Origin of the sequence: Cohaesibacter gelatinilyticus, assembly GCF_900215605.1 — a bacterium.
Taxonomy (GTDB): Bacteria; Pseudomonadota; Alphaproteobacteria; order Rhizobiales; family Cohaesibacteraceae; genus Cohaesibacter; species Cohaesibacter gelatinilyticus.
Genome location: NZ_OBEL01000003.1, coordinates 252,932 through 272,681 on the forward strand (window position 1 = coordinate 252,932; position 19,750 = coordinate 272,681).

Below are 19,750 nucleotides of genomic sequence, written 5' to 3' on the forward strand. Positions count from 1 at the left end.
CCCGCCTTTTTGTTTGAAGGCTATTTCAAGGCTGAGAATGCGTTATTGCTGCCGATCCGCCTCGATTTTGATAGTCACATCAACATTGAAGCCAACGGTGCCTTCATCCGGGAACCCGGCAGCGCCTACACCAAAATCAAGCCGTTTGATGGTTGCTTTACCCGTCATGAAGGCGCGGTCATTTTCAATCTTCAGTTCAAACGGAATGACAAAGGGATTGCTCTGCCCGACCAGATCCAGAGTTCCGAGCGCTTCAAAGCTGTTCTCACCCGTTTTGACAAATTCCTCAGCGAGGAATTTGGCCGTGGGATGCAGTTCGGCATTGAGAAAATCCGATGAAATAGCCCGAGCACTCACACCCCCTAAAGACAGGCTGGCAATCTGAACAATCACTTCAGCCCGTGAACCGGCCAGATTGTCCGTATCAAAGTTGATTGCAGCATTCCAGCTGGCAAAGGCGCCCATAATGGGTGTGCCGGACTGAATGACAGAAATACCAAGTTCACTCTTTTCGTGATCAATGGCCCAGTTTGCAGTCTGTGCGTTGGTGACAGCCGTAGGCGAAGCAAGATCTCCTGCTGCGGGTCTGTTCAATTGATTGACGCCGATTGACGCTGCAATAACGGCCAGAATGCAGAGCATGGCAATCAATATCGGCGATTGCTTGTGGCTGCTTTCCATCAGATCATCAGCAATATCCGCCTTCATGCCCGGTATCATGCGCACGAGGGTCTGGTCACGATCAATGACCACATGTTTGAGAGCTCCGCCGATATGCAAAGCCAAGGATACGACAAGCAAAACGCCGGTAAAGAAATGGCCAGCGCCGAAAATCTCGGCCAGATGTGGGTTCTTTGGAATAAGCGGCAGATCCTGCGGTAGCGGCCACCAGATGGGCGCAAAGCCATCCAGTGCAGAATGATGCAGCCAACCGGTCAAGGGCATGAGAAGGATGGACCCATAAAGCATCCAGTGAACACTTTGTGCAGCAAGGCTCTCCAGTTTTCGCTCGGCATTCAGAGGCAAAGGGTGCGGCTGCAGCAAGGCCCATAAAATGCGCAAGCTCGCTACAATCAGCGTGGTTACTCCAATGGTCTTGTGAAGGGAATAAAACCACGTCTTGGATTCCACATTTGCTGCTGAGGTTTCAGGGAGTTCAACCATGAACAGGCCGAGTCCGAGCAAGGTCAGGATCAGAATTGCGGTGGTCCAGTGAAGCAATTGGGCGACCAGACCATAGGTTTTATGGGTATTGACGAGCATCGGTCCACTCTCGTGATTGTTGCTGGTTTGGGCACAGGTCTTATAAAATGACTATGCTGCTGCAATTGACCAAGCAGATCAAATTGCGGCAACCAGACTTTGAACATTGATTGAGGCAAGGATTTGATATCAGTCCTTGCAATCTCTTGGTTGGTATTGTGCGTTATTGGAATTTGCCCTGTTATTTAAAAACAATATGAGCAAAACCATCAGTCGAGCCCGAAAAACTGCATGATTGATAATCACTGGACTGAGAGCAGGATCTAACCCCTATCCTTCACCGCCTCCATCACAACGAAGGTGGATGTCTGGGCTACATGCGGCAAGGCTGAGATTTTCTCGCCCAGTACTTTTCGATAATTGGCCATATCGCGCGTGCGGATTTTCAAAAGATAATCAAAATGACTGGCAATCATGTGGCATTGCTCAATCTCGCGGATCTGTCGAGCCGCCTCATTGAAAGCATTCAGCGCTTCAGATCGGGTGTCGCTGAGTGTCACCTGCACAAAGGCAATATGCCCCTCGCCCAGCCGTTCCGGATCCAGTATGGCGCCATAACCAGTAATATATCCAGCATCTTCCAACTTTTTCATGCGCAACTGGCACGGTGTCTTTGATAGGCCTACCTGTTTGGCAAGCTCGGTTACCGTGATCCGGCCATCCTGAGCCAGAATTTCCAGAATTTTGCGATCAATTTTATCCAAAACGTCCATATATGAGTGATATCATAGGTAATAGATAAAAATAACCCAAAAAATAAAGTCATATTATCCAAAAAACCAAAATTTATGGCCACTCCGACTAGAGGCTTTCCTGTATTCTGAAGTCAATGACCCATCGTGATGAGCGTGGCCGCCAAAGCCGAGAAGCTGGCCTGCATCGAGCACAAGCGCGTTCCCGAAAAGTTGCAGACTTTTCGGATAAGAATTCGCTTCTAAACAAGGATTAATGCGTTTTCAGGACTCCGTAAACGCATTAAGGAGGAAACCAGACCATGAGCATCGATCTCGATACACAACGCGCAGAAATCCGCCAGCTTATGCGTGATCATTATCTTGCCGATGAAGCAAAGAATGTTCGCCGTCTGATCAAGGATGCCAATCTGGACGCCGATCTTCGCGCCAAGGCTTCCAAGCGCGCGGCGGATCTGATCCGCACCATCCGTACCTCCACCAAGCCAACCATGATGGAAAGCTTTTTGGCAGAATATGGTCTCTCCACCCGTGAAGGTGTGGCGCTGATGTGCCTGGCAGAGGCTTTGCTGCGTGTGCCTGATGACGACACGATTGATGCGCTCATTTCTGATAAAATTGCTCCCAGCCAGTGGGGCCAGCATTTGGGTCAGTCCTCTTCATCGCTGATCAATGCCTCTACTTGGGGCCTGATGCTGACGGGTAAAGTGCTGAAAGGTGGCGAAGAGGTAGGCCTTGTTTCCACTCTGCATGGCATGGTTCGCCGTCTTGGCGAGCCGGTAATCCGTACCGCTGTCGCGCAAGCCATGAAAGAACTGGGCCGTCAGTTCGTCCTTGGCCGTACCATTGAAGAAGCAACTGATCGTGCCAGGGAAATGGAAGGCAAAGGCTTTACCTATTCCTATGACATGCTGGGCGAAGCAGCCCGTACCGAAGATGATGCCAAGCGCTACCATCTTGCTTATTCTGATGCCATCACCGCTTTGGCTCCGGCCTGCACCAGCGATGACATCCGCAAAAACCCGGGAATTTCCGTTAAGCTTTCAGCTTTGCATCCTCGTTACGAAATGGCCAAGAAAGAGCGTGTGCTGTCAGAATTGACCTCCCGCACAGAAAGTCTGGCTCTGCTCGCCAAGTCCGCCAATATGGGCTTCAACATTGATGCCGAGGAAATGGATCGTCTGGATCTCTCTCTCGATATCATCGAAGAGGTTCTCTCCAACCCTGCTCTTGCAAACTGGGACGGCTTCGGCGTCGTGGTTCAGGCTTTCAGCCATCGTGCATCTTTTGTGTTGGATTGGCTCTATAACCTGTCTCAGAAGCTGGATCGCAAGATCATGGTGCGTTTGGTGAAAGGTGCCTATTGGGACACCGAAATCAAACGCGCTCAGGTACTTGGTCTGGAAGGCTTCCCGCTTTTCACCCGCAAGGTGAATTCAGATGTCTCCTATCTGTCCAATGCTCGCAAATTGCTGGGCATGACCGATCGCATCTATCCGCAGTTTGCGACCCATAACGCGCATTCGGTGGCCGCAATTCTGGAAATGACCCAGCATTTCGGCATTGAGAAAGAGAAGTTCGAATTCCAGCGCCTGCATGGCATGGGGGAAAGCCTGCATGACACCGTGGTGGAAGGCGATAAAACCAATTGCCGTATTTATGCTCCGGTTGGTGCCCATCAGGATCTGCTGGCCTATCTGGTTCGCCGTCTTCTGGAAAATGGTGCCAACAGTTCCTTCGTGAATCAGATTGTCGACGAGAACATTTCTCCGGAAGAAATTGCCAAGGATCCATTTGATCAGGTGGAAGCGCTGGGTGATGAAATTGCCAACCCATATCTGACCAAGCCAGCCGGTATCTTTGGTGAAGGCCGTCTGAATGCCAAGGGCTGGGATATTACCGACCCAATGGAAATTGCAGCGCTTGATGAAGCACGCAATAAATTCAAAACCCATCTTTGGGAAGCCAAGCCGCTGATCGCTGGCAAGGTTGTAGCAAAAGACACCTATGATGCGCTGAACCCAGCCGATCAGGATGACAAAGTCGGTACTGTTCTCAATGCAGTTCACGAAGATGTCGAAACTGCGCTTGAAGCCGCTCAAAAGGGCTATGAAAGCTGGTCCAAGACCCCAGTTGCACAGCGCTCAGCTGCTCTTCGCAAAGTTGGTGATCTCTATGAAGAGCATGCCGTTGAGCTCTTCGCTCTTGCCAGCCGCGAAGCTGGTAAGATGATGCTCGATGCTGTCGGCGAAGTGCGCGAAGCTGTCGATTTTGCACGCTTCTATGCCAATGAAGCTGAACGTCTTGCAGCGAATGGAGACTTGAATGCCCGTGGCATCATCTCCTGTATCTCACCTTGGAACTTCCCTCTGGCCATTTTTACCGGTCAGATTCTGGCAGCCTTGGCTGCGGGTAACGCGGTTGTTGCCAAGCCAGCTGGTCAAACCCCGATCATGGCCTACCGTGCAGTACAATTGATCCATGAAGCCGGTATTCCGGTTGATGCCTTGCAATTGTTGCCAGGTGATGGTCCAACCATCGGTGCGCCAATCACCTCTGACGCCCGTGTGTCTGGTGTCTGCTTCACAGGCTCCACGGCAACCGCCCAGCGCATCAACAAGGTGATGGCTGAAGGCATTGCTCCAGATGCACCACTGATTGCCGAGACCGGTGGTCTGAATGCCATGATCGTCGATTCCACTGCTCTGCCAGAGCAGGCTGTTCGTGATATTCTGGCCTCCTCCTTCCAGTCTGCTGGTCAGCGTTGTTCCGCTCTTCGCATGCTTTATGTGCAGGCAGATATCAAGGACAAGCTCCTTGAGATGCTGATGGGTGCTATGGATGAGCTGCAGCTCGACAATCCATGGGCCTGGACCACAGATGTGGGTCCGGTGATCGATAAAGCCGCCAAGGACAAGATCGACAACCATATTGCAAAACTGGAAGCACAGGGCAAATTGCTCAAGAAACTTCCAGTGCCGGAAAAAGGCCTCTTCTGCCCACCAACTCTTTTGGAGCTGAGCAGCATTGAAGAGCTGGAAGAAGAAATCTTCGGCCCAGTTCTGCATGTAGCAAGCTTTGAAGCCAAAGAGCTGGACACAGTGATCGAAGCCATTAATGCCAAGAATTTTGGTCTGACCTTTGGTCTGCATACCCGCATGGACAATCGGGTTCAGGAAGTGGTTGATCAGGTCAAAGTCGGCAACTGTTATGTCAACCGCAACCAGATTGGTGCGGTGGTTGGCTCCCAGCCATTCGGTGGCGAAGGTCTCTCCGGTACTGGTCCGAAGGCTGGTGGCCCACACTATGTAGCCCGCTTCCTGAAAGCGGACCAGGTTGAAGGCGAACAGGACCTCAGCGCTCCACTGGATCTGGGTGATCTGCAAATTGCCATCAGCAAAGTGACCAACGATACCAAATCCCGAGAGCATTGGGAGAATGACAAGTTCCGTCTTGCCGCTATCAAAGGTGCGGTTGATTTGCCAGTCGCTTGGGACAAGGATCTGCACTGTGATCTGGAAGCTGTCGATCTGCCTGGCCCAACCGGTGAATCCAACCGTCTCTCCATGGCACCACGTGGTGTGGTTCTGGTAACAGGTCCGGATCGGGACACAGCCCTGATGCAAGCAACCTCTGCTTTGGTAACCGGCAACGCTGTTGTGATTGCCTGCGGCAATGGTGACGAGCTGGCAACGAGCTTGAAAAGCTCCGGCGCTCCTGTGACTGGTCTGAACGGCACCGTGACATCCAGACATCTGGCTGATCTGAACGGCATCGACGCTGTGGCCAGCAATGGCGACGAAGCGCATCTGCGCAGCTTCCGCCGTGCTCTTGCAGGCCGCGATGGCGTCCTGCTTCCATTGATCAGCGAAGGTCTTGCTCCATGCCGTTATGTGCTCGAGCGCCATCTCTGCATCGATACCACCGCCGCTGGCGGTAATGCTTCGCTTCTTGCGGCAGCCGAAGGAGGGGAAGCGGCTTAACTCCCCCCTGCTTCCATGGTCCCGCCTTCTTATCGCAAGAAGCATGCGAGGAGACTCTGAATTTCAGAGCCTAAAGCAGCCCCCGGATGACTATTCTAGAGGTCATCCGGGGGTTCTTTTTTGTCCATATTTTGCGCAGGATTTTCAGGGTTTTTCTGATTTATTCCTAATTGGGCAGAGCAATTCAAAATTACTCTGCCTTCCAAACCAGTGGCCCAATGAGAGCTGCCGGTTGTGAAAAAGTTCGAAATTCCGCTTATCTTTCATGAAGCTGCAAACTTGTCTTAATCCTGTTCAAAAGCAGGTTTGGACAACCGTAATCCGCAATGGCAATCAAATTAAGCTTAGGCTAAGTTCAACTTGGGCCTAAGCTCAGATGACAGAGGGTTCGCATCGAAAAGTGCGCGCCCCTGAAAAGTTGTTCGACTTTTCGGATAAGGGTTCGCATCAGATAGAAAGACAAGGAATTTCCAGAATGGCGCGTCAACTTCCTCCTTTCAGTGCAGTCAAAGCTTTTGAAGCTGCAGCACGTCACGGCTCCTTCGCTCGAGCCGCACAGGAGTTGAATGTGACCTCGACCGCCATCAGCCAGCATGTCAAAGGGTTGGAGCAATGGCTTGGCAAGGACCTGTTCCAGCGCCGCTCAAACGGCGTTCTGCTTACGTCAGACGGTTCTGCCATTTTGGGTGATGTAAGCCGCATTCTGGATCAGATTGCCGATCTGCTGCCTCCTGAGCCAGCCAATGAGACACAAAAGATAAGCCTGACCCTGTCCGTCCAGCCTGCCTTTGCAGAGCGCTGGTTGGCCCCTCGCCTGTCCGAATTCATGGCACAGCATTCAGACATCGAGATTGATGTTCGGGCCGAGGAGCATCTGGTCAATCTGGAAAAAGATCCCGAAGTTGATTTCGCCATACGTCATGGCTCTGGGGATCAGCAGGGAGCAGCGTCTGAAATCTTGCTGGAGGATGCTCTGGTTCCTGTAGCGACGCCTTATTATCGTGATCTCGTGAACCTTGAGGATGAGAGCAACTGGCGCAAAGCCACATTGCTGCATGATATGCAATGGAGTGGTGATTGGCAGGCTTGGGCAGAGACCCATCCGGGACTTAATCTTGATTGCCAGTCCGGCTCGCGCTTCTCTTCCTATGCCATGGCCCTTCAAGCCGCCAAGGAATCTGCTGGTATGCTGATGGGTCATCCATCTTTGATAGCCAATGAACTGGCGGAGGGCGAACTGGTGGTCCTGTCAGACACACCTTTGCCAGCCTCCAAGCATTTCCTGCTTCTGCGTCATAGAGGCCACAGCCAAGGCGCAGCCATCCAGTTCCGCTCCTGGCTCCTCGCCACGGCGAGGAAATAGTGTTTGCTCTCACGGCTATCTGTCTTCACGCTATTCCTGATCTTACGATCAGGGCTATTTCAGCTTTCGCCTAATTATACCCCTCACGGCAATTCCTCGCATTCGCTCGGGCCTACGGGGTGCGCAGCATTCCTATCGATACGCTTATCATCTCGCCTCGGCTTGATGGCGTATCTTGTCAGCTGCGGTCGCCTATCGGCTCCCGACGAAAACCTGTGTTTTCGCCGAATTCCTTTATCCTTGAGAGCTTGGTGAGGGAAAAGAATCCAGAAAAGGAAATCCTTCCTTTTCTGACGGCCGATAGGCAAGCGCGAAGCGCCCCGTCTGGAGCCCTGATCGATAGATCAGGAATAGCGTGAAGACGTACAAATCTAAGATAGCCGTGAGAGAAAAGTACTCTTTACCCAAAAAATAAGGAGGCCCGAGAGAAGCCTCCTTGGATGGTGGTCCATGGGCTCTAATCAGAAGAGGAACGTCGAGGGAGGAGAGAGACGCACTGATCGATTGCCGGAACCACAAGTGTTGAATAGAGATTACCGATTCTCTGGGCCAAAAATCTTGATCAAAGTCATGTTTGAACACAAAAATCCCAAAAACTTGCAAAAAATCAGAACTAATGGATAGCATCAAACAAAAAAGGCTCCTGAATCAGGAGCCTTTTGTAAGATTTCAAACTCTATTTGTCGATGATATACGACAAATAGAGTGTCTTAGACGCTCTTGTCGATGCCCTCAGAGGACTCGCCTGTCTCTTCGGTCGGAGTGACAAATTTCGGGCCACCTTTCGCAACACCAACCATGGCTGGGCGCAGTACACGGGTGCCGATCACATAACCGGCCTGAACCACCTGAATGACCGAATTGTTTGGTACATCAGGATTTGGCACTTCGAACATGGCCTGATGATAATTCGGGTCGAATTTTTCACCTTGCGGATTCAGCTTTTTCACACCGTGCTTTTCCAGTGTCTTCAGCATTTCACGCTCGGTCATGGCAGTGCCATCCAGAAGTGCTTTCAAGGCACCTTCTGCTCCAACGCGATCCTCGTCACTGATAGCTTCCTGGCCGCGGCGCAGATTGTCGGCAACGCCGAGCATGTCACGAGCAAAGCTGGCAACGGAAAATTGTTTGGCGTCCCGAATCTCTTTTTCGGTGCGGCGGCGCAGATTTTCCATCTCGGCCACGGTCCGCAAAAGCTGGTCCTTCATTTCCGAATGTTCTTTTTCCAGCTCGGCAATGCGCAGTTCTGCTGCTTCCAGAGGATTGAGGTAAGGCTTTTCTTCCTTCTCCTCAGCTACCTCTTCCGCAGGATTTGGGGTCTCGGCGGCTTCGTTTTCGCGAATGTCTTCAGACATGTATCAGCCTCGGTCTTGATCAAATCTTGTATCGAGCGGGGCGAAAGTCGCGCGCCGCACACATTTCTTTGCAAGGGATATCAGGCTTTCTGGCAAAAAAATCAAGAGAGACAGTCAAGAGAATGCTCCTTTTTCTGTCTCTCGCGCACAATCAGATGGTCTGATTGGTCTGCCATTTGGCCTTTGCTGCCGCGCTGTGGTTATCTCAAGGTTCCGAAATCATGGAACTGAGAACCTTGGCAGTATAGTCCACCATAGGCACAATCCGGGCATAATTGAGCCGGGTTGGTCCTATCACTCCCAAAACACCAACAATTTTCTGCTCACTATTGCGATAGGGTGAGACGATCACCGACGAGCCGGATAGTGAGAACAACTGGTTCTCCGAACCAATATAGATGCGCACGCCATCGCCATCTTGGGCCAGTTCCAAAAGCTGGATCAAATCTCGTTTGCTTTCCAGATCATCAAAAAGATGACGAATGCGATCCAGATCTTCCTTGGCGGTAACATCTTCCAGCAGATTGGAGCGTCCGCGCACGATCAAGCTTTGCGGTTGGTCCAAGGTTGCCCCGGTCCAGGTCGCAAGGCCCGCATCAACGAGCTTTGCTGTCAGTTCATCCAGTTCTTGCTGCACAATATGGCGATGAGCTTCGATATCTTGACGTGCGGCATCAAGGCTTTTGCCAGAGATATGAGCATTGAGAAAATTGCTGGCCTCGGTCAGAGCCGAAGCAGGCAGGCCTGCTGGTAAATCGATGAGACGATTTTCGACCTTGTCTTCCTCATCCACCAGAACAACAAGTGCCTTGGTTGCTTCCAGTCGAACGAATTCGATATGTTTGAGCAAGCGATCCTGTTTGCTGGCCATGACCAGTCCTGCCCCGCTTGACAGTCCCGATAACATCTGACTGGCTTTGGTGAGCAATCCTTCAAATCCGGCACTTTGTTGATGGCCCGGCGTCATCTGCCGCTCGATACGGTGACGTTCGTCATTGGAGAGATCTCCAAACTCCATCATGGCATCCACGAAGAAACGAAGTCCCATTTCCGTGGGCAAACGTCCAGCAGATGTATGGGGTGCATAGATCAGACCCAACTGTTCCAGATCTGCCATCACATTGCGCACAGAAGCTGGCGAGAGCGAATGAGGGAGTGCCTTGGAAATATTGCGTGAGCCAACGGGATCACCGGTTGCCAGATAGGAATCCACGATATGCCGGAAAATATCTTTTAGCCGGTCATCCATTCCTGCCAGTTCGGAAGCTGACAACAACATGTTGCGATCAATCATATTTAATGATGTCCTTGTTGTTCCTCATTTGGCTCTGCGCGTCCTCTGGATAGTGCTTTGAACTTGCCAAGTCTCTTCTTTATGCCTCAAAAGGGGGAAAAGCTGCAAGCATACCTTGTCCGCAAGTGCTAAGGCTTTTACAAGCGGCACAACGAATATTCTTGACCAAGCCAGTCTATCGGCAGCCCAGCAGCTGCCGCTGGTGATCCGCCCATAAGGCGAAAGGAAAGACCGATGCGTCCATCCAAGCGAAATCCCGATGAAAAGCGCCAGGTGAGTCTGGAGCGCAATGTTTCCAAACATGCAGAAGGGTCCTGCATCATCAAATGCGGTGATACCCATGTTCTTTGTACGGCATCTTTGGAAGAGCGCATTCCACCTTGGTTGCGTGGTCAGGGCCGTGGTTGGGTAACGGCTGAATATGGCATGTTGCCCCGCGCCACTGGCGATCGTATGCGCCGTGAAGCCCAAGCTGGCAAACAGTCCGGCCGTACGCAGGAAATCCAGCGTCTGATCGGTCGCTCCTTGCGTGCAGTGGTCGATCTGGAAGCTCTGGGAGAGCGTCAGATTACGGTCGATTGCGATGTCATTCAGGCCGATGGTGGTACCCGTACCGCCTCCATCACTGGTGCGTGGATTGCCCTGCGTGATTGCATCGAATGGATGCGTGCTCGTGGCATGATTGCCGCCGACGCAGTTGTGCTGAAGGATCAGCTGGCAGCAATTTCTTGCGGTATCTACCAGGGCACACCAGTTCTGGATCTGGACTATCTGGAAGATTCTGACGCTGAGACCGATGCCAACTTCGTCATGACAGGTAAGGGCGGCATTGTAGAAGTTCAAGGCACCGCTGAAGGCGAGCCATTCTCTCACGACGAACTGATGCAGATGCTGGAATTGGCCAAGAAAGGCATTGGCGAGCTGGTCGAATTGCAGGAAGCCAATAAAGACTAAGCTTTGCTCTCACACTTTTGCTTTTTGCATGTAAGGAAAGGCCAGATCATGGCACGCAGACTGACCGCAGACACCCCTCTTGTTGTGGCAAGTCATAACAAGGGAAAAATCCGCGAAATTCGCGAGCTTCTGAACTTTTATGGTCTTTCTTTGAAAGAAGCCGAAGAGCTGGATCTGCCAGAGCCAATTGAAGATGGCGATACCTTTGAGGCCAATGCCAAAATCAAGGCCTTGGCTGCCGCCACCGCTACTGGTCTGCCTGCATTGGCAGACGACTCAGGCTTTGCGGTTGATGCTCTGGATGGAGATCCGGGCATCTATTCTGCGCGCTGGGCTGGGCCGGACAAGGATTTTGGCATGGCCATGCGCAATGTCGAAGAAAAACTGCAGCAAAAAGGTGTGATCGAGCCAAGTCAACGCGGTGCACGTTTCGTGGCGGTGCTGTGCCTTGCCTGGCCTGATGGCCATTGCGATCTTTTCCGTGGCGAAGTGGAAGGCACCTGTGTCTGGCCACCACGTGGCGACAAAGGCTTTGGCTATGATCCGGTCTTTGTGCCGGAAGGCTTTGATATTACCTTTGGTGAAATGGACAGCGAACAAAAGCATGGCTGGAAGCCGGGACAAGAGGAAGCGCTCTCTCACCGTTCCCGCGCCTTCATTCTGTTTTCAAAAGCCTGTCTTGCAAGCTAGAGCGCATTCCCGAAAAGTTGTAGCACTTTTCGGATAAGAACTCGCTTCCAAAAAAATTAAAGCATTTCTCGCAATTCAATAAGCGTGAGAAGTGCTTTAGAATGACCCTGCTCCCGATACGGGAGAATGGATCACTGAAGGGACTGCGGTGCTGAACTCAGCAAACAAACTTGCAAAACCGGGACCCAACCATCCCGGTTTTGGTATTTATGTACATTGGCCATTTTGCGCAGCCAAATGCCCCTATTGCGACTTCAACAGCCATGTTCGCCACAAGCCGGTGGACCAGATGCGCTTTGCCCGCGCGCTGGAAAAAGAACTGAGCCATTACGCGTCGCGCGTTCCTTCTCAAACGGTCACGTCCATTTTCTTCGGTGGTGGCACTCCATCTCTGATGGAGCCTGCAACGGTTGGCCATGTTCTGGATGCCATTCATCGCCTTTGGAACGTGGACAGGGACGCGGAAATCACCTTGGAAGCCAATCCTACCTCGGTAGAAGCAAAGAACTTCAAGGGTTATCGGGATGCTGGCATCAATCGCGTCTCGATGGGTGTTCAATCCTTGCATGATGAGCAATTGCGCTTCCTTGGCCGTATGCATGATGTGGAGCAGGCCAAATATGCCATCAAACTGGCGCGAGACATCTTTCCGCGCATGTCCTTTGATCTGATCTATGCACGGCCTGATCAGACGCCGCAAAGCTGGTCGGATGAACTGAACGAAGCCATTGATCTTGCAGCAGATCACCTCTCGCTCTATCAGCTGACCATTGAGCAGGATACGATGTTCCATAAGCTTTATCACAGCGGCAAGTTCAAACTGCCCGATGAAGATACATCAGTTGCGCTCTATGAGGTCACCCATGAGACCTGCGAGGCGCGTGGTTTGCCTGCTTATGAAATCTCCAATCACGCACGACCAGGCGAAGAAAGCCGCCATAATCTTACCTATTGGCGCTATGGCGATTATGTCGGCGTCGGTGCAGGCGCACATGGACGCTTAACGCTGCCAAATGCCCGCGTTGCTACCAGCAATGAATATAATCCAGAACGTTGGTTGGAGCTGGTGGAAGAGCGGGAAATCGGTGCGCGCGGTGAAGAAATCCTGAGCCTTGAAGAGCAAGGCGATGAATTTCTTGTCATGGGTCTGCGCGTCAAGGAAGGCATCAGCCTTGAGCGCTATCAATCTCTTTCCAATCGTACTCTGAATGGAAAGAGATTGGCGACCATGATTGAACATGGCCTTATCGAGCAGATCTCAGATGATCGCATCCGCGCGACAAGGGAAGGTTTTTTCCTGCTCAATTCCGTCGTTGCGGAACTGGCAAGCAAATAAAGTTTTGAAATAGTTCAAAAAAGGGAGCCTCAGGCTCCCTTTCTCGTAATCTCATCACTCGGATTGTCAGCTTAGTTGGGCAAGCCCGCAGCAGACATAGGTGCATTCTCGATCAATTTGGCACCGCTGGTGGTGATTTCCTTGATGCCCAGAGATCGCTGAGAGGTGCCATCCGGACGGAAACGGAAGAAACCATCACCAAAGCCGATGAAGCCTTGCGGGTCGGTCAAGGTTTCATGGGCGAAGCGACGTTCGCCGGCTTGGGCAACCAGAGCCGCTGACAGGATAACCGCGTCATAAGCGAGAGCCGCTACACGTGGTGGACGCTCGCCATATTGCTGAGTGTAACGATTGGCAAAGACATCAAAGCCGATGGTGCGGCCATCAAGATTGCGAAGGCTGGCCGGGGGAGCCGGATACCAGGCACCACGCAACATTGGCTCGCGAGAAACACTGGCGTTATCCCACTGACCGGAGCCAAGGAACTGAATTTTATTGGCGCGAATGCCCTGCCCGGCCAGCAATTGGGTTGCAGGCACCGCTGCGACGCCTTCCGGAATATACATGGCGTCGATCTGATTTTTGATTTCGCCTAGCTTTTCTGCCGCAGTTTGCAGGCTGAACGGATCGGCCTTGCCACCGCTCTTATATTTCTCGATTGCCAGAATACGGACACCATTGCGAGCAGCTGTCTGGCGCAAGGAGGCTTCTACCACAGAACCATAAGGTGTTGCTGGAAGCATGGCAGCAATGGAACGTTTGCCTTTGGAAGCCGCATAGGAAATCATGCGATCAACATCATTTTCAGGTGTGAAGTTGATCAGATAGACACCACGGGCAGCAACACCGGTATCAGTGGTAAAGGCCAGCATCGGAACACCAGCAGGCTTCAAGACAGTACCCGCTGTTTTGACCTGGGCCGAACGCATCGGACCGATAACCAGCTGTGCACCTTCAGCCAGAGCCTTGGAGGCCTGAAGTGCAGCTTGATCCTGACCGACATCCTTGACGATCACTTGCAAGTCGGCGCTGGAATAATCCTGCAAGGCCATCGCAGCGGCATTGCGAATGGATTGTCCCGCTTTACCAAACTGACCCGGAGCAGAACTTGGCGTCAATAGAGCAACACGTACACTACCCGAGCCCAAAACTTCACCGGTAGGCTGTGCGATGACAGGTGGATTAACACCCGGAGTAGGCCGAGTGGAATAGCCCGGGCCACCCAATGTGACTGGCTGACAGGCCGTCACAATCCCTGCCAAAGCCACGGCTGCGCCAGCACGCACAGCAGAGCGTTTGCTCGATGCTGAGAGTGGGGCGGCAATCTGGTTGGCTGCTTTTTCAAGCATTGGTTTGAAACGCATCGAGATTTGGCCTCCTCGGGCAGCTACATTTCGAATTGGGCGTTTGATTTGTCAGAAATAACCTGTCAAAACAACTCTGTTACAGTCGGTAGGCATGATTCGATGGCGAAAAGGCAAAACTGTGACCATTTTGTCGCGAATTTGACAGAAAAGTTCACAAATTCTTACAGCCTGTTTCGAGCTACATCGCACCTGCCAAAAACCGGACAGATCCTGTCTGGACGTTCAAACGCATCATCGCAGCACCCGATCATTATGACAAAGCCATCAGACCTGCCAACAGACCAAGCTTCTCCCGAACTTGATGAGAATAGTCATCAAGATGCACCCCTTGAAAAATCAGAAGCTGCGCTAGGCGAAGCAGAGTATATTTTGCTTGGCAACAAGATGAAAGCGCCAAAATTGCCAGCTGCGCTTTATGTCACAGCTACCCCGATCGGGAACTTGAAGGACATCACCATTCGTGCGCTGGAAACACTGGCAGCATGCGATATCATTGCTTGTGAAGACACGCGCGTGTCCCGTAAATTGCTAAGCCATTATGGCATCCGAAGCCATCTGGTCACCTATCATGAGCATAATGCGGACAAGCAACGCCCCTATCTGCTGAATGCCCTGAATGAGGGAAAGGCCATTGCGCTGATCAGCGATGCAGGCACCCCGCTCCTCTCTGATCCCGGTTACAAACTGGTTGAAGATGTTTTGAGCGAAGGCTTTGAAATCACGCCGATTCCTGGTGCATCGGCTCTATTGGCGGCCTTGGTGCCTGCAGGCCTGCCAACAGATCAAATCCATTTTGCTGGCTTCTTGCCTCAAAAGGCTGGAGCCCGCGTCACCAAGTTGGTGAGCCTGAAAGATATTCCCGGTACGCTTGTTTTCTACGAAAGCCCGCGCCGCCTCGGCCCGGTATTGAGCGCAATGGCTGAGCATCTGGGGGTAGAGCGCAAAGCGGTGATTGCCCGCGAGCTGACCAAGAAGTTCGAAGAATTTCGTCGAGGCAACTTGGCTGAGCTGGCTGAGCATTATGCAAATAGCGACGCGCCAAAAGGCGAAGCTGTGATCCTGCTGGGTCCCGCAGCCAAGAAGGAGCTTGATGAAAATGATCTGGACCAACTGATTCGCCAGGGATTGGCGGAAGGGCTGCATGTGAAACAGCTGTCAGCCGACTTGGCGCTTAAAACTGGTCGCAAGAAAAACGAAATCTATAAGCTGGCTCAGACTATCAAGGATCAGATATAGATCAAAATTCCAACGAGTTGGCATGCCTCTACATCGCCCCGATAAGTCCAAAGCCCAACCATCGGGCAAAGAATTAAAGAAGCGCCAGACCTATAAACAGGGTCTGAAAGCCGAGCGGTGGGCAATGTGGATCTTGCGTGCCAAGGGATATTCCATTCGGGCACAACGTTATAAGGCCCAAGGCGGTGAGATTGATCTGATTGCCCAAAAAGGCAAAAGCCTTGTTTTTGTTGAAGTGAAATATCGGCAATCACTGGAAGATGCACTTTATTCCATCACGCCGCGCAATCAGGCGCGCATAGTTGCCGCAAGTCAGCATTATCTCGCCAATCATTCTTGCGAGGCTTTTGAAACCTTTCGCTTTGATGTCATGGCTTTCGCCCCGAAAAAGGGGCTGCTCCCACGATATCAACATATCGAAAATGCATTCGAAGCCTTTTAAGCTTTGCTTTGGCATGCTTAAGCAGTCTTGGCAGTTGAAATTGCGGCTCTAAGCCGACATATAGGAAGAACTGCCCGCTCAGTCTCTTATCTCCTCAGGGGCTTTTCGGAAAATTTTCTACAGCACGTTCCTGAAAAGTTGAAGCACTTTTCGGACAAGAATTTGCATCAAAACAATGGCTTTAATGCCCAAGCTCGGAGCTGTAAACATGGTCAAGCCGCTCAAGGTCGCCTTCCAGATGGATCACATTGAAAGCATCAATATTGCTGGAGATTCCACCTTTGCATTGATGCTGGAAGCGCAAAATCGTGGCCATCAGCTCTATCACTATGTGGTTGAAAGCATGGCGCAGGAAGATGGCGAAATCTTTGCCAGTCTTGAGCCAGTGATCGTCAAGGATGAAGTTGGTGATCATTATGAGTTGGGCGAGGCGATACGCACCAATCTGGCGGAAATGGATGTAATCCATATGCGTCAGGATCCGCCCTTCGATATGGGCTATATCTCGGCAACGCATCTGCTGGAGCGCATTCATCCAAAAACCTTGGTCGTGAATGATCCGGCAGAGGTGCGCAATGCGCCTGAAAAGATCTTTGTGACCGAATATCCGGATCTGATGCCGCCAACCTTGATCACACGTTTCGAATCCGAGTTGCGCCGTTTCAAGGAAAAATATGGCGATATTGTCATGAAGCCGCTCTATGGAAATGGGGGGGCTGCGGTGTTTCGCCTTCGTCAGGAAGATCAGAATTTTGGCTCATTGATGGGCCTGTTTGGTGAAATCTTCCGTGAGCCATGGGTGGCTCAGCAATTTTTGCCCGATGTCAAAGACGGCGACAAGCGTATCATATTAGTAGATGGAGAACCTGTTGGGGCGATTAACCGCATTCCGGCGGCGGACGATTTGCGCTCCAATATGGTTCAGGGCGGCCAGGCCCAGAAAACAGAATTGACCGAACGGGAGATTGAGATTTGTGCCCGTATAGGACCGGCTCTGAAAGAGCGCGGTTTCATCTTTGTCGGGATTGATGTGATCGGAGGATATCTTACCGAGATCAATGTGACCTCCCCGACAGGGATCCGCGCCATTCAGCGTCTGGACGGCATCGATATTGCAGCCATCATTTGGGATAAAATCGAAGCCAAAAAACAGTAATTGGAATAGACGTCAGCGGGCAAGCCTTGGACCAGTCTGCGCCTGGCGAAGAGTGGAACAATGCGAACTTTCTTCAAGAAGCGGAGCTTGGCTCCGCTTGTCATGTCTTTTCTTGTCCTGATGCCAGTGGCAAATGCCAATGGTGAGCCAGTGCTGCCAAATGATACATCTACATTGGAAGGTCTGGGCGCGGCTCTGTTCTTTGATGAAAATCTCTCGAAGAACCGCACCATGTCTTGTGCCACCTGTCATTCGGCAGAAACCGGTTTTGCCGATCCGCGCGATAATGGTTTTGATGAACCGGTCAATCGAGCGGTATCCTTGGGCGATGATGGGGAATCCATTGGAGACCGAAATGCTCCAGCAGCGGGTTATGCCGCATTCTCTCCGGACTTCCATAAGAATAGAGAAGGTCTTTGGGTCGGTGGCCAATTCTGGGATGGACGTGAAAAAGATCTCGCAGGGCAGGCAGGTGGCCCTCCTCTGAATCCTATTGAAATGGGCATGCCTGACAAGGCGTCCGTCGTTGAGCGACTGCAAGAGAATGAAACCTATATCAAGAGCTTCAAACATCTCTTCGGAGAGGATATCTTCAAAGATTCTGATAAAGCCTATGGCTCCATGACCAAGGCCATCGCAGCTTTTGAAAAAACAGATTATTTTGCACCGTTCGATTCCAGATATGATCGATACCTGCGCGGAGAAGTGAAATTTACCAAGCAGGAGGAGTTGGGGCGTACCCTTTTTTTCAGCCCGCAATTCACCAATTGTAATATTTGCCATCAACTCCATACAACACCGGGTGCGGCCAGAGAGACCTTCTCCAATTATCAATATTTCAATATTGGCGTGCCGGTGAATGAAGCTGTCCGCAACGTCAATGGCTCCAAACCCGGCACCATTGATCATGGGTTGCTGGCCAACCCGGCCGTCACCGCAAAAAATTGGGACGGAAAATTCAAGACGTCAACCTTGCGCAATGTTGCGGTCACTGGTCCCTATATGCATAACGGCGTCTTCAAGGATCTGAAAACGGTTGTCCAGTTCTACAATCGCTATAACAGCCTCAAAAAATCCTCACAGATCAATCCGGAGACGGGTAAGACATGGGGAAAACCGGAAGTGCCCGCAACCTTGGATGTCAAGGAGCTGACCACCGGTCCGGCTCTGGATGAAAAGCGGATCAATGCTCTGGTTGCTTTCATGAAAACGCTCACAGACAAACGCTACGAACATCTGCTCGAAGAGTAGAAAGTTATTCGTCTTCACGCTATTCCTGATCTTGCGATCAGAGCTCCAGACGGGACGTTTTCCTTTTACGGATCCTTTTCTCAAATCAATCTCTCAAGGAAAAAGAATTCGGCGGGAGCATCGCGCTTCCGCCGGGAGCTGATAAGCGACCGCAGCTTGGCTGCGCCCCTCGGAGGTCCGGCCAAGGCCGGAATAGCCGTGAGAGGGATAGAGTGAGAGATATAATTCATCAAAAATAAAAGGCACCATCCCGGGTGCCTTTTTGCTGCTGAAAAAAACTGACTATCAATTGGTTATGAAGTTGAGAAATTATTGCCCAAACTTGGCGCCCATGGCTTCTGCCTTGGTTTGCAGTGCTGTACATTGAGGAGTTGTTTGGGCTCCCTGATGACCTGATAAATCCTCGCAGCTCAATGCTGCCATGGAATTAAGACAGTCAACAGCCGCAGGCTCCAGCGCTGGATGCTGGGTGATTGAGGTAAAGTCTTGGCGAACATTGGCGCACATGCCTTCAATCATCATTGTGGCTTGTGTTTTCATCGCTTCATTCATGCCTTGAACCTTATTGATCTCGGCCATGGCACAGCTTTTCATTTTTTCGCAAAAACCTGCATAAGCACTCTCGAAAGTAGCGGTTTGTCCAGGACTTGAAAGGGCAAGCAGCCCAAATGCAGCAAGCGCGAATGTGTGTGCCTTGATTGTCGACATATGGGTGATTTGTGTCATTTTGTCCCTCAACCCTCAAAATTGTTCTTTCACAGGGTGGGACGCGGTGGAATCAGATTTGGTTCTAACAAAATGAAAAAATCAGCCAAATAAATTCATTTGATCGGGATTTTTAACAGAGCGTGGATCGATACTTTCATGCTCAAGTAGCCAGATCTTGGTATCCATGCCGCCACCAAACCCGACCAACTTGCCATCCGCTCCTATCACGCGGTGACAGGGCACAATGATGGGAATAGGGTTGGCATTGTTGGCCATACCAACGGCTCGACTTGCACCCTTGTCTCCTAAGGCTTGTGCAATATCGCCATAAGATTTCACTTCACCAAATGGAATTGCAGCCAATTGTTGCCAGACTGCCTTTTGAAAATCTGAACCATTAAGGCGGTATGGCACGTCAAAGACAGTGAGTTCCCTGGCAAAATAAGCAGATAGCTGATTGCGCACTTCGGCAAAAGGGGTTGGGTCCTCATGCCATTCGGGCTCGATGAAACGCCGGCGGGCACTCTCCGGAAAATGCAGGAAATCGAGCTGACCACCCTCACCGCCCATGAGCAGTGATCCAACTGGGCTTTCCATTTGCCAATATAGAATGGGTTCAGCCATTTTTCTCTCCGCATCCAATATATCCTCACTCTGCCA

The 19,750-nt window shown here is 51.4% G+C and carries 16 protein-coding genes; 9 read left to right on the top strand and 7 right to left on the bottom strand.

Annotation, left to right across the window (positions count from 1 at the left end):
- Positions 1–42 precede the first annotated feature (42 nt).
- Both CRO57_RS15080 and CRO57_RS15085 read right to left on the bottom strand, forming a co-directional pair.
- Positions 43–1,263 (bottom strand): cytochrome b/b6 domain-containing protein, encoded by a 1,221-nt coding sequence (locus CRO57_RS15080; RefSeq protein WP_097154299.1) that lies wholly within the window; start codon positions 1,261–1,263, stop codon positions 43–45.
- 263 nt (positions 1,264–1,526) lie between these two features.
- Positions 1,527–1,976, bottom strand: coding sequence for an Lrp/AsnC family transcriptional regulator (locus tag CRO57_RS15085; RefSeq protein WP_097154300.1), 450 nt, complete (start codon positions 1,974–1,976; stop codon positions 1,527–1,529).
- Between the two features lie 281 nt (positions 1,977–2,257).
- Here CRO57_RS15085 and putA point away from each other — a divergent pair, with 281 nt between their 5' ends.
- Complete coding sequence (gene putA / locus CRO57_RS15090) at positions 2,258–5,938, top strand: bifunctional proline dehydrogenase/L-glutamate gamma-semialdehyde dehydrogenase PutA (protein ID WP_097154301.1); 3,681 nt, start codon at positions 2,258–2,260, stop codon at positions 5,936–5,938.
- 475 nt (positions 5,939–6,413) lie between these two features.
- The gene (locus CRO57_RS15095; RefSeq protein WP_170956124.1) at positions 6,414–7,301 is read left to right on the top strand and encodes a LysR substrate-binding domain-containing protein; all 888 of its coding nucleotides are present in this window, start codon (positions 6,414–6,416) and stop codon (positions 7,299–7,301) included.
- 710 nt (positions 7,302–8,011) lie between these two features.
- Here the strand turns inward: CRO57_RS15095 and grpE are convergent.
- The gene (gene grpE, locus CRO57_RS15105; RefSeq protein ID WP_097154304.1) at positions 8,012–8,656 is read right to left on the bottom strand and encodes a nucleotide exchange factor GrpE; all 645 of its coding nucleotides are present in this window, start codon (positions 8,654–8,656) and stop codon (positions 8,012–8,014) included.
- Positions 8,657–8,861: 205 nt separating this feature from the next.
- Positions 8,862–9,950 carry a heat-inducible transcriptional repressor HrcA gene (gene hrcA, locus CRO57_RS15110; RefSeq protein ID WP_097154305.1) on the bottom strand — a complete coding sequence of 363 codons (1,089 nt, stop codon included), beginning with the start codon at positions 9,948–9,950 and terminating at the stop codon, positions 8,862–8,864.
- A 234-nt stretch (positions 9,951–10,184) separates the two neighbouring features.
- Here hrcA and rph point away from each other — a divergent pair, with 234 nt between their 5' ends.
- From rph to hemW, 3 genes are all read left to right on the top strand, one after another.
- Complete coding sequence (gene rph, locus CRO57_RS15115) at positions 10,185–10,904, top strand: ribonuclease PH (protein ID WP_097154306.1); 720 nt, start codon at positions 10,185–10,187, stop codon at positions 10,902–10,904.
- Between the two features lie 48 nt (positions 10,905–10,952).
- Positions 10,953–11,594: a non-canonical purine NTP pyrophosphatase gene (locus tag CRO57_RS15120; protein WP_097154307.1), complete on the top strand. Its 642-nt coding sequence runs from the start codon at positions 10,953–10,955 to the stop codon at positions 11,592–11,594.
- Positions 11,595–11,742: 148 nt separating this feature from the next.
- Positions 11,743–12,930, top strand: a complete 1,188-nt coding sequence (gene hemW / locus CRO57_RS15125; RefSeq protein ID WP_244580111.1) for a radical SAM family heme chaperone HemW — start codon at positions 11,743–11,745, stop codon at positions 12,928–12,930.
- 71 nt (positions 12,931–13,001) lie between these two features.
- Here hemW and CRO57_RS15130 read toward each other — a convergent pair whose 3' ends face one another.
- Entirely contained in the window at positions 13,002–14,294 is a 1,293-nt protein-coding gene (locus tag CRO57_RS15130; protein WP_097154308.1) for a penicillin-binding protein activator, read from the bottom strand.
- Positions 14,295–14,549: 255 nt separating this feature from the next.
- On the opposite strand from CRO57_RS15130, the gene rsmI reads away from it, so the two are divergent.
- The 4 genes from rsmI to CRO57_RS15150 all read left to right on the top strand — a co-directional run bounded on the left by rsmI (position 14,550) and on the right by CRO57_RS15150 (position 18,382).
- The gene (gene rsmI / locus CRO57_RS15135; RefSeq protein ID WP_244580112.1) at positions 14,550–15,533 is read left to right on the top strand and encodes a 16S rRNA (cytidine(1402)-2'-O)-methyltransferase; all 984 of its coding nucleotides are present in this window, start codon (positions 14,550–14,552) and stop codon (positions 15,531–15,533) included.
- Between the two features lie 22 nt (positions 15,534–15,555).
- Positions 15,556–15,975, top strand: coding sequence for a YraN family protein (locus tag CRO57_RS15140; protein WP_097154309.1), 420 nt, complete (start codon positions 15,556–15,558; stop codon positions 15,973–15,975).
- 208 nt (positions 15,976–16,183) lie between these two features.
- Complete coding sequence (gene gshB / locus CRO57_RS15145; protein ID WP_097154490.1) at positions 16,184–17,131, top strand: glutathione synthase; 948 nt, start codon at positions 16,184–16,186, stop codon at positions 17,129–17,131.
- A 120-nt stretch (positions 17,132–17,251) separates the two neighbouring features.
- Complete coding sequence (locus CRO57_RS15150; RefSeq protein WP_425291286.1) at positions 17,252–18,382, top strand: cytochrome-c peroxidase; 1,131 nt, start codon at positions 17,252–17,254, stop codon at positions 18,380–18,382.
- Between the two features lie 309 nt (positions 18,383–18,691).
- Here CRO57_RS15150 and CRO57_RS15155 read toward each other — a convergent pair whose 3' ends face one another.
- On the bottom strand, positions 18,692–19,108 hold the full coding sequence (locus CRO57_RS15155; RefSeq protein ID WP_097154311.1) for a hypothetical protein: 417 nt from the start codon (positions 19,106–19,108) through the stop codon (positions 18,692–18,694).
- 81 nt (positions 19,109–19,189) lie between these two features.
- A complete protein-coding gene (locus tag CRO57_RS15160; RefSeq protein ID WP_097154312.1) occupies positions 19,190–19,714 on the bottom strand; it encodes a methylated-DNA--[protein]-cysteine S-methyltransferase in 525 nt (174 codons plus the stop codon).
- Positions 19,715–19,750 lie beyond the last annotated feature (36 nt).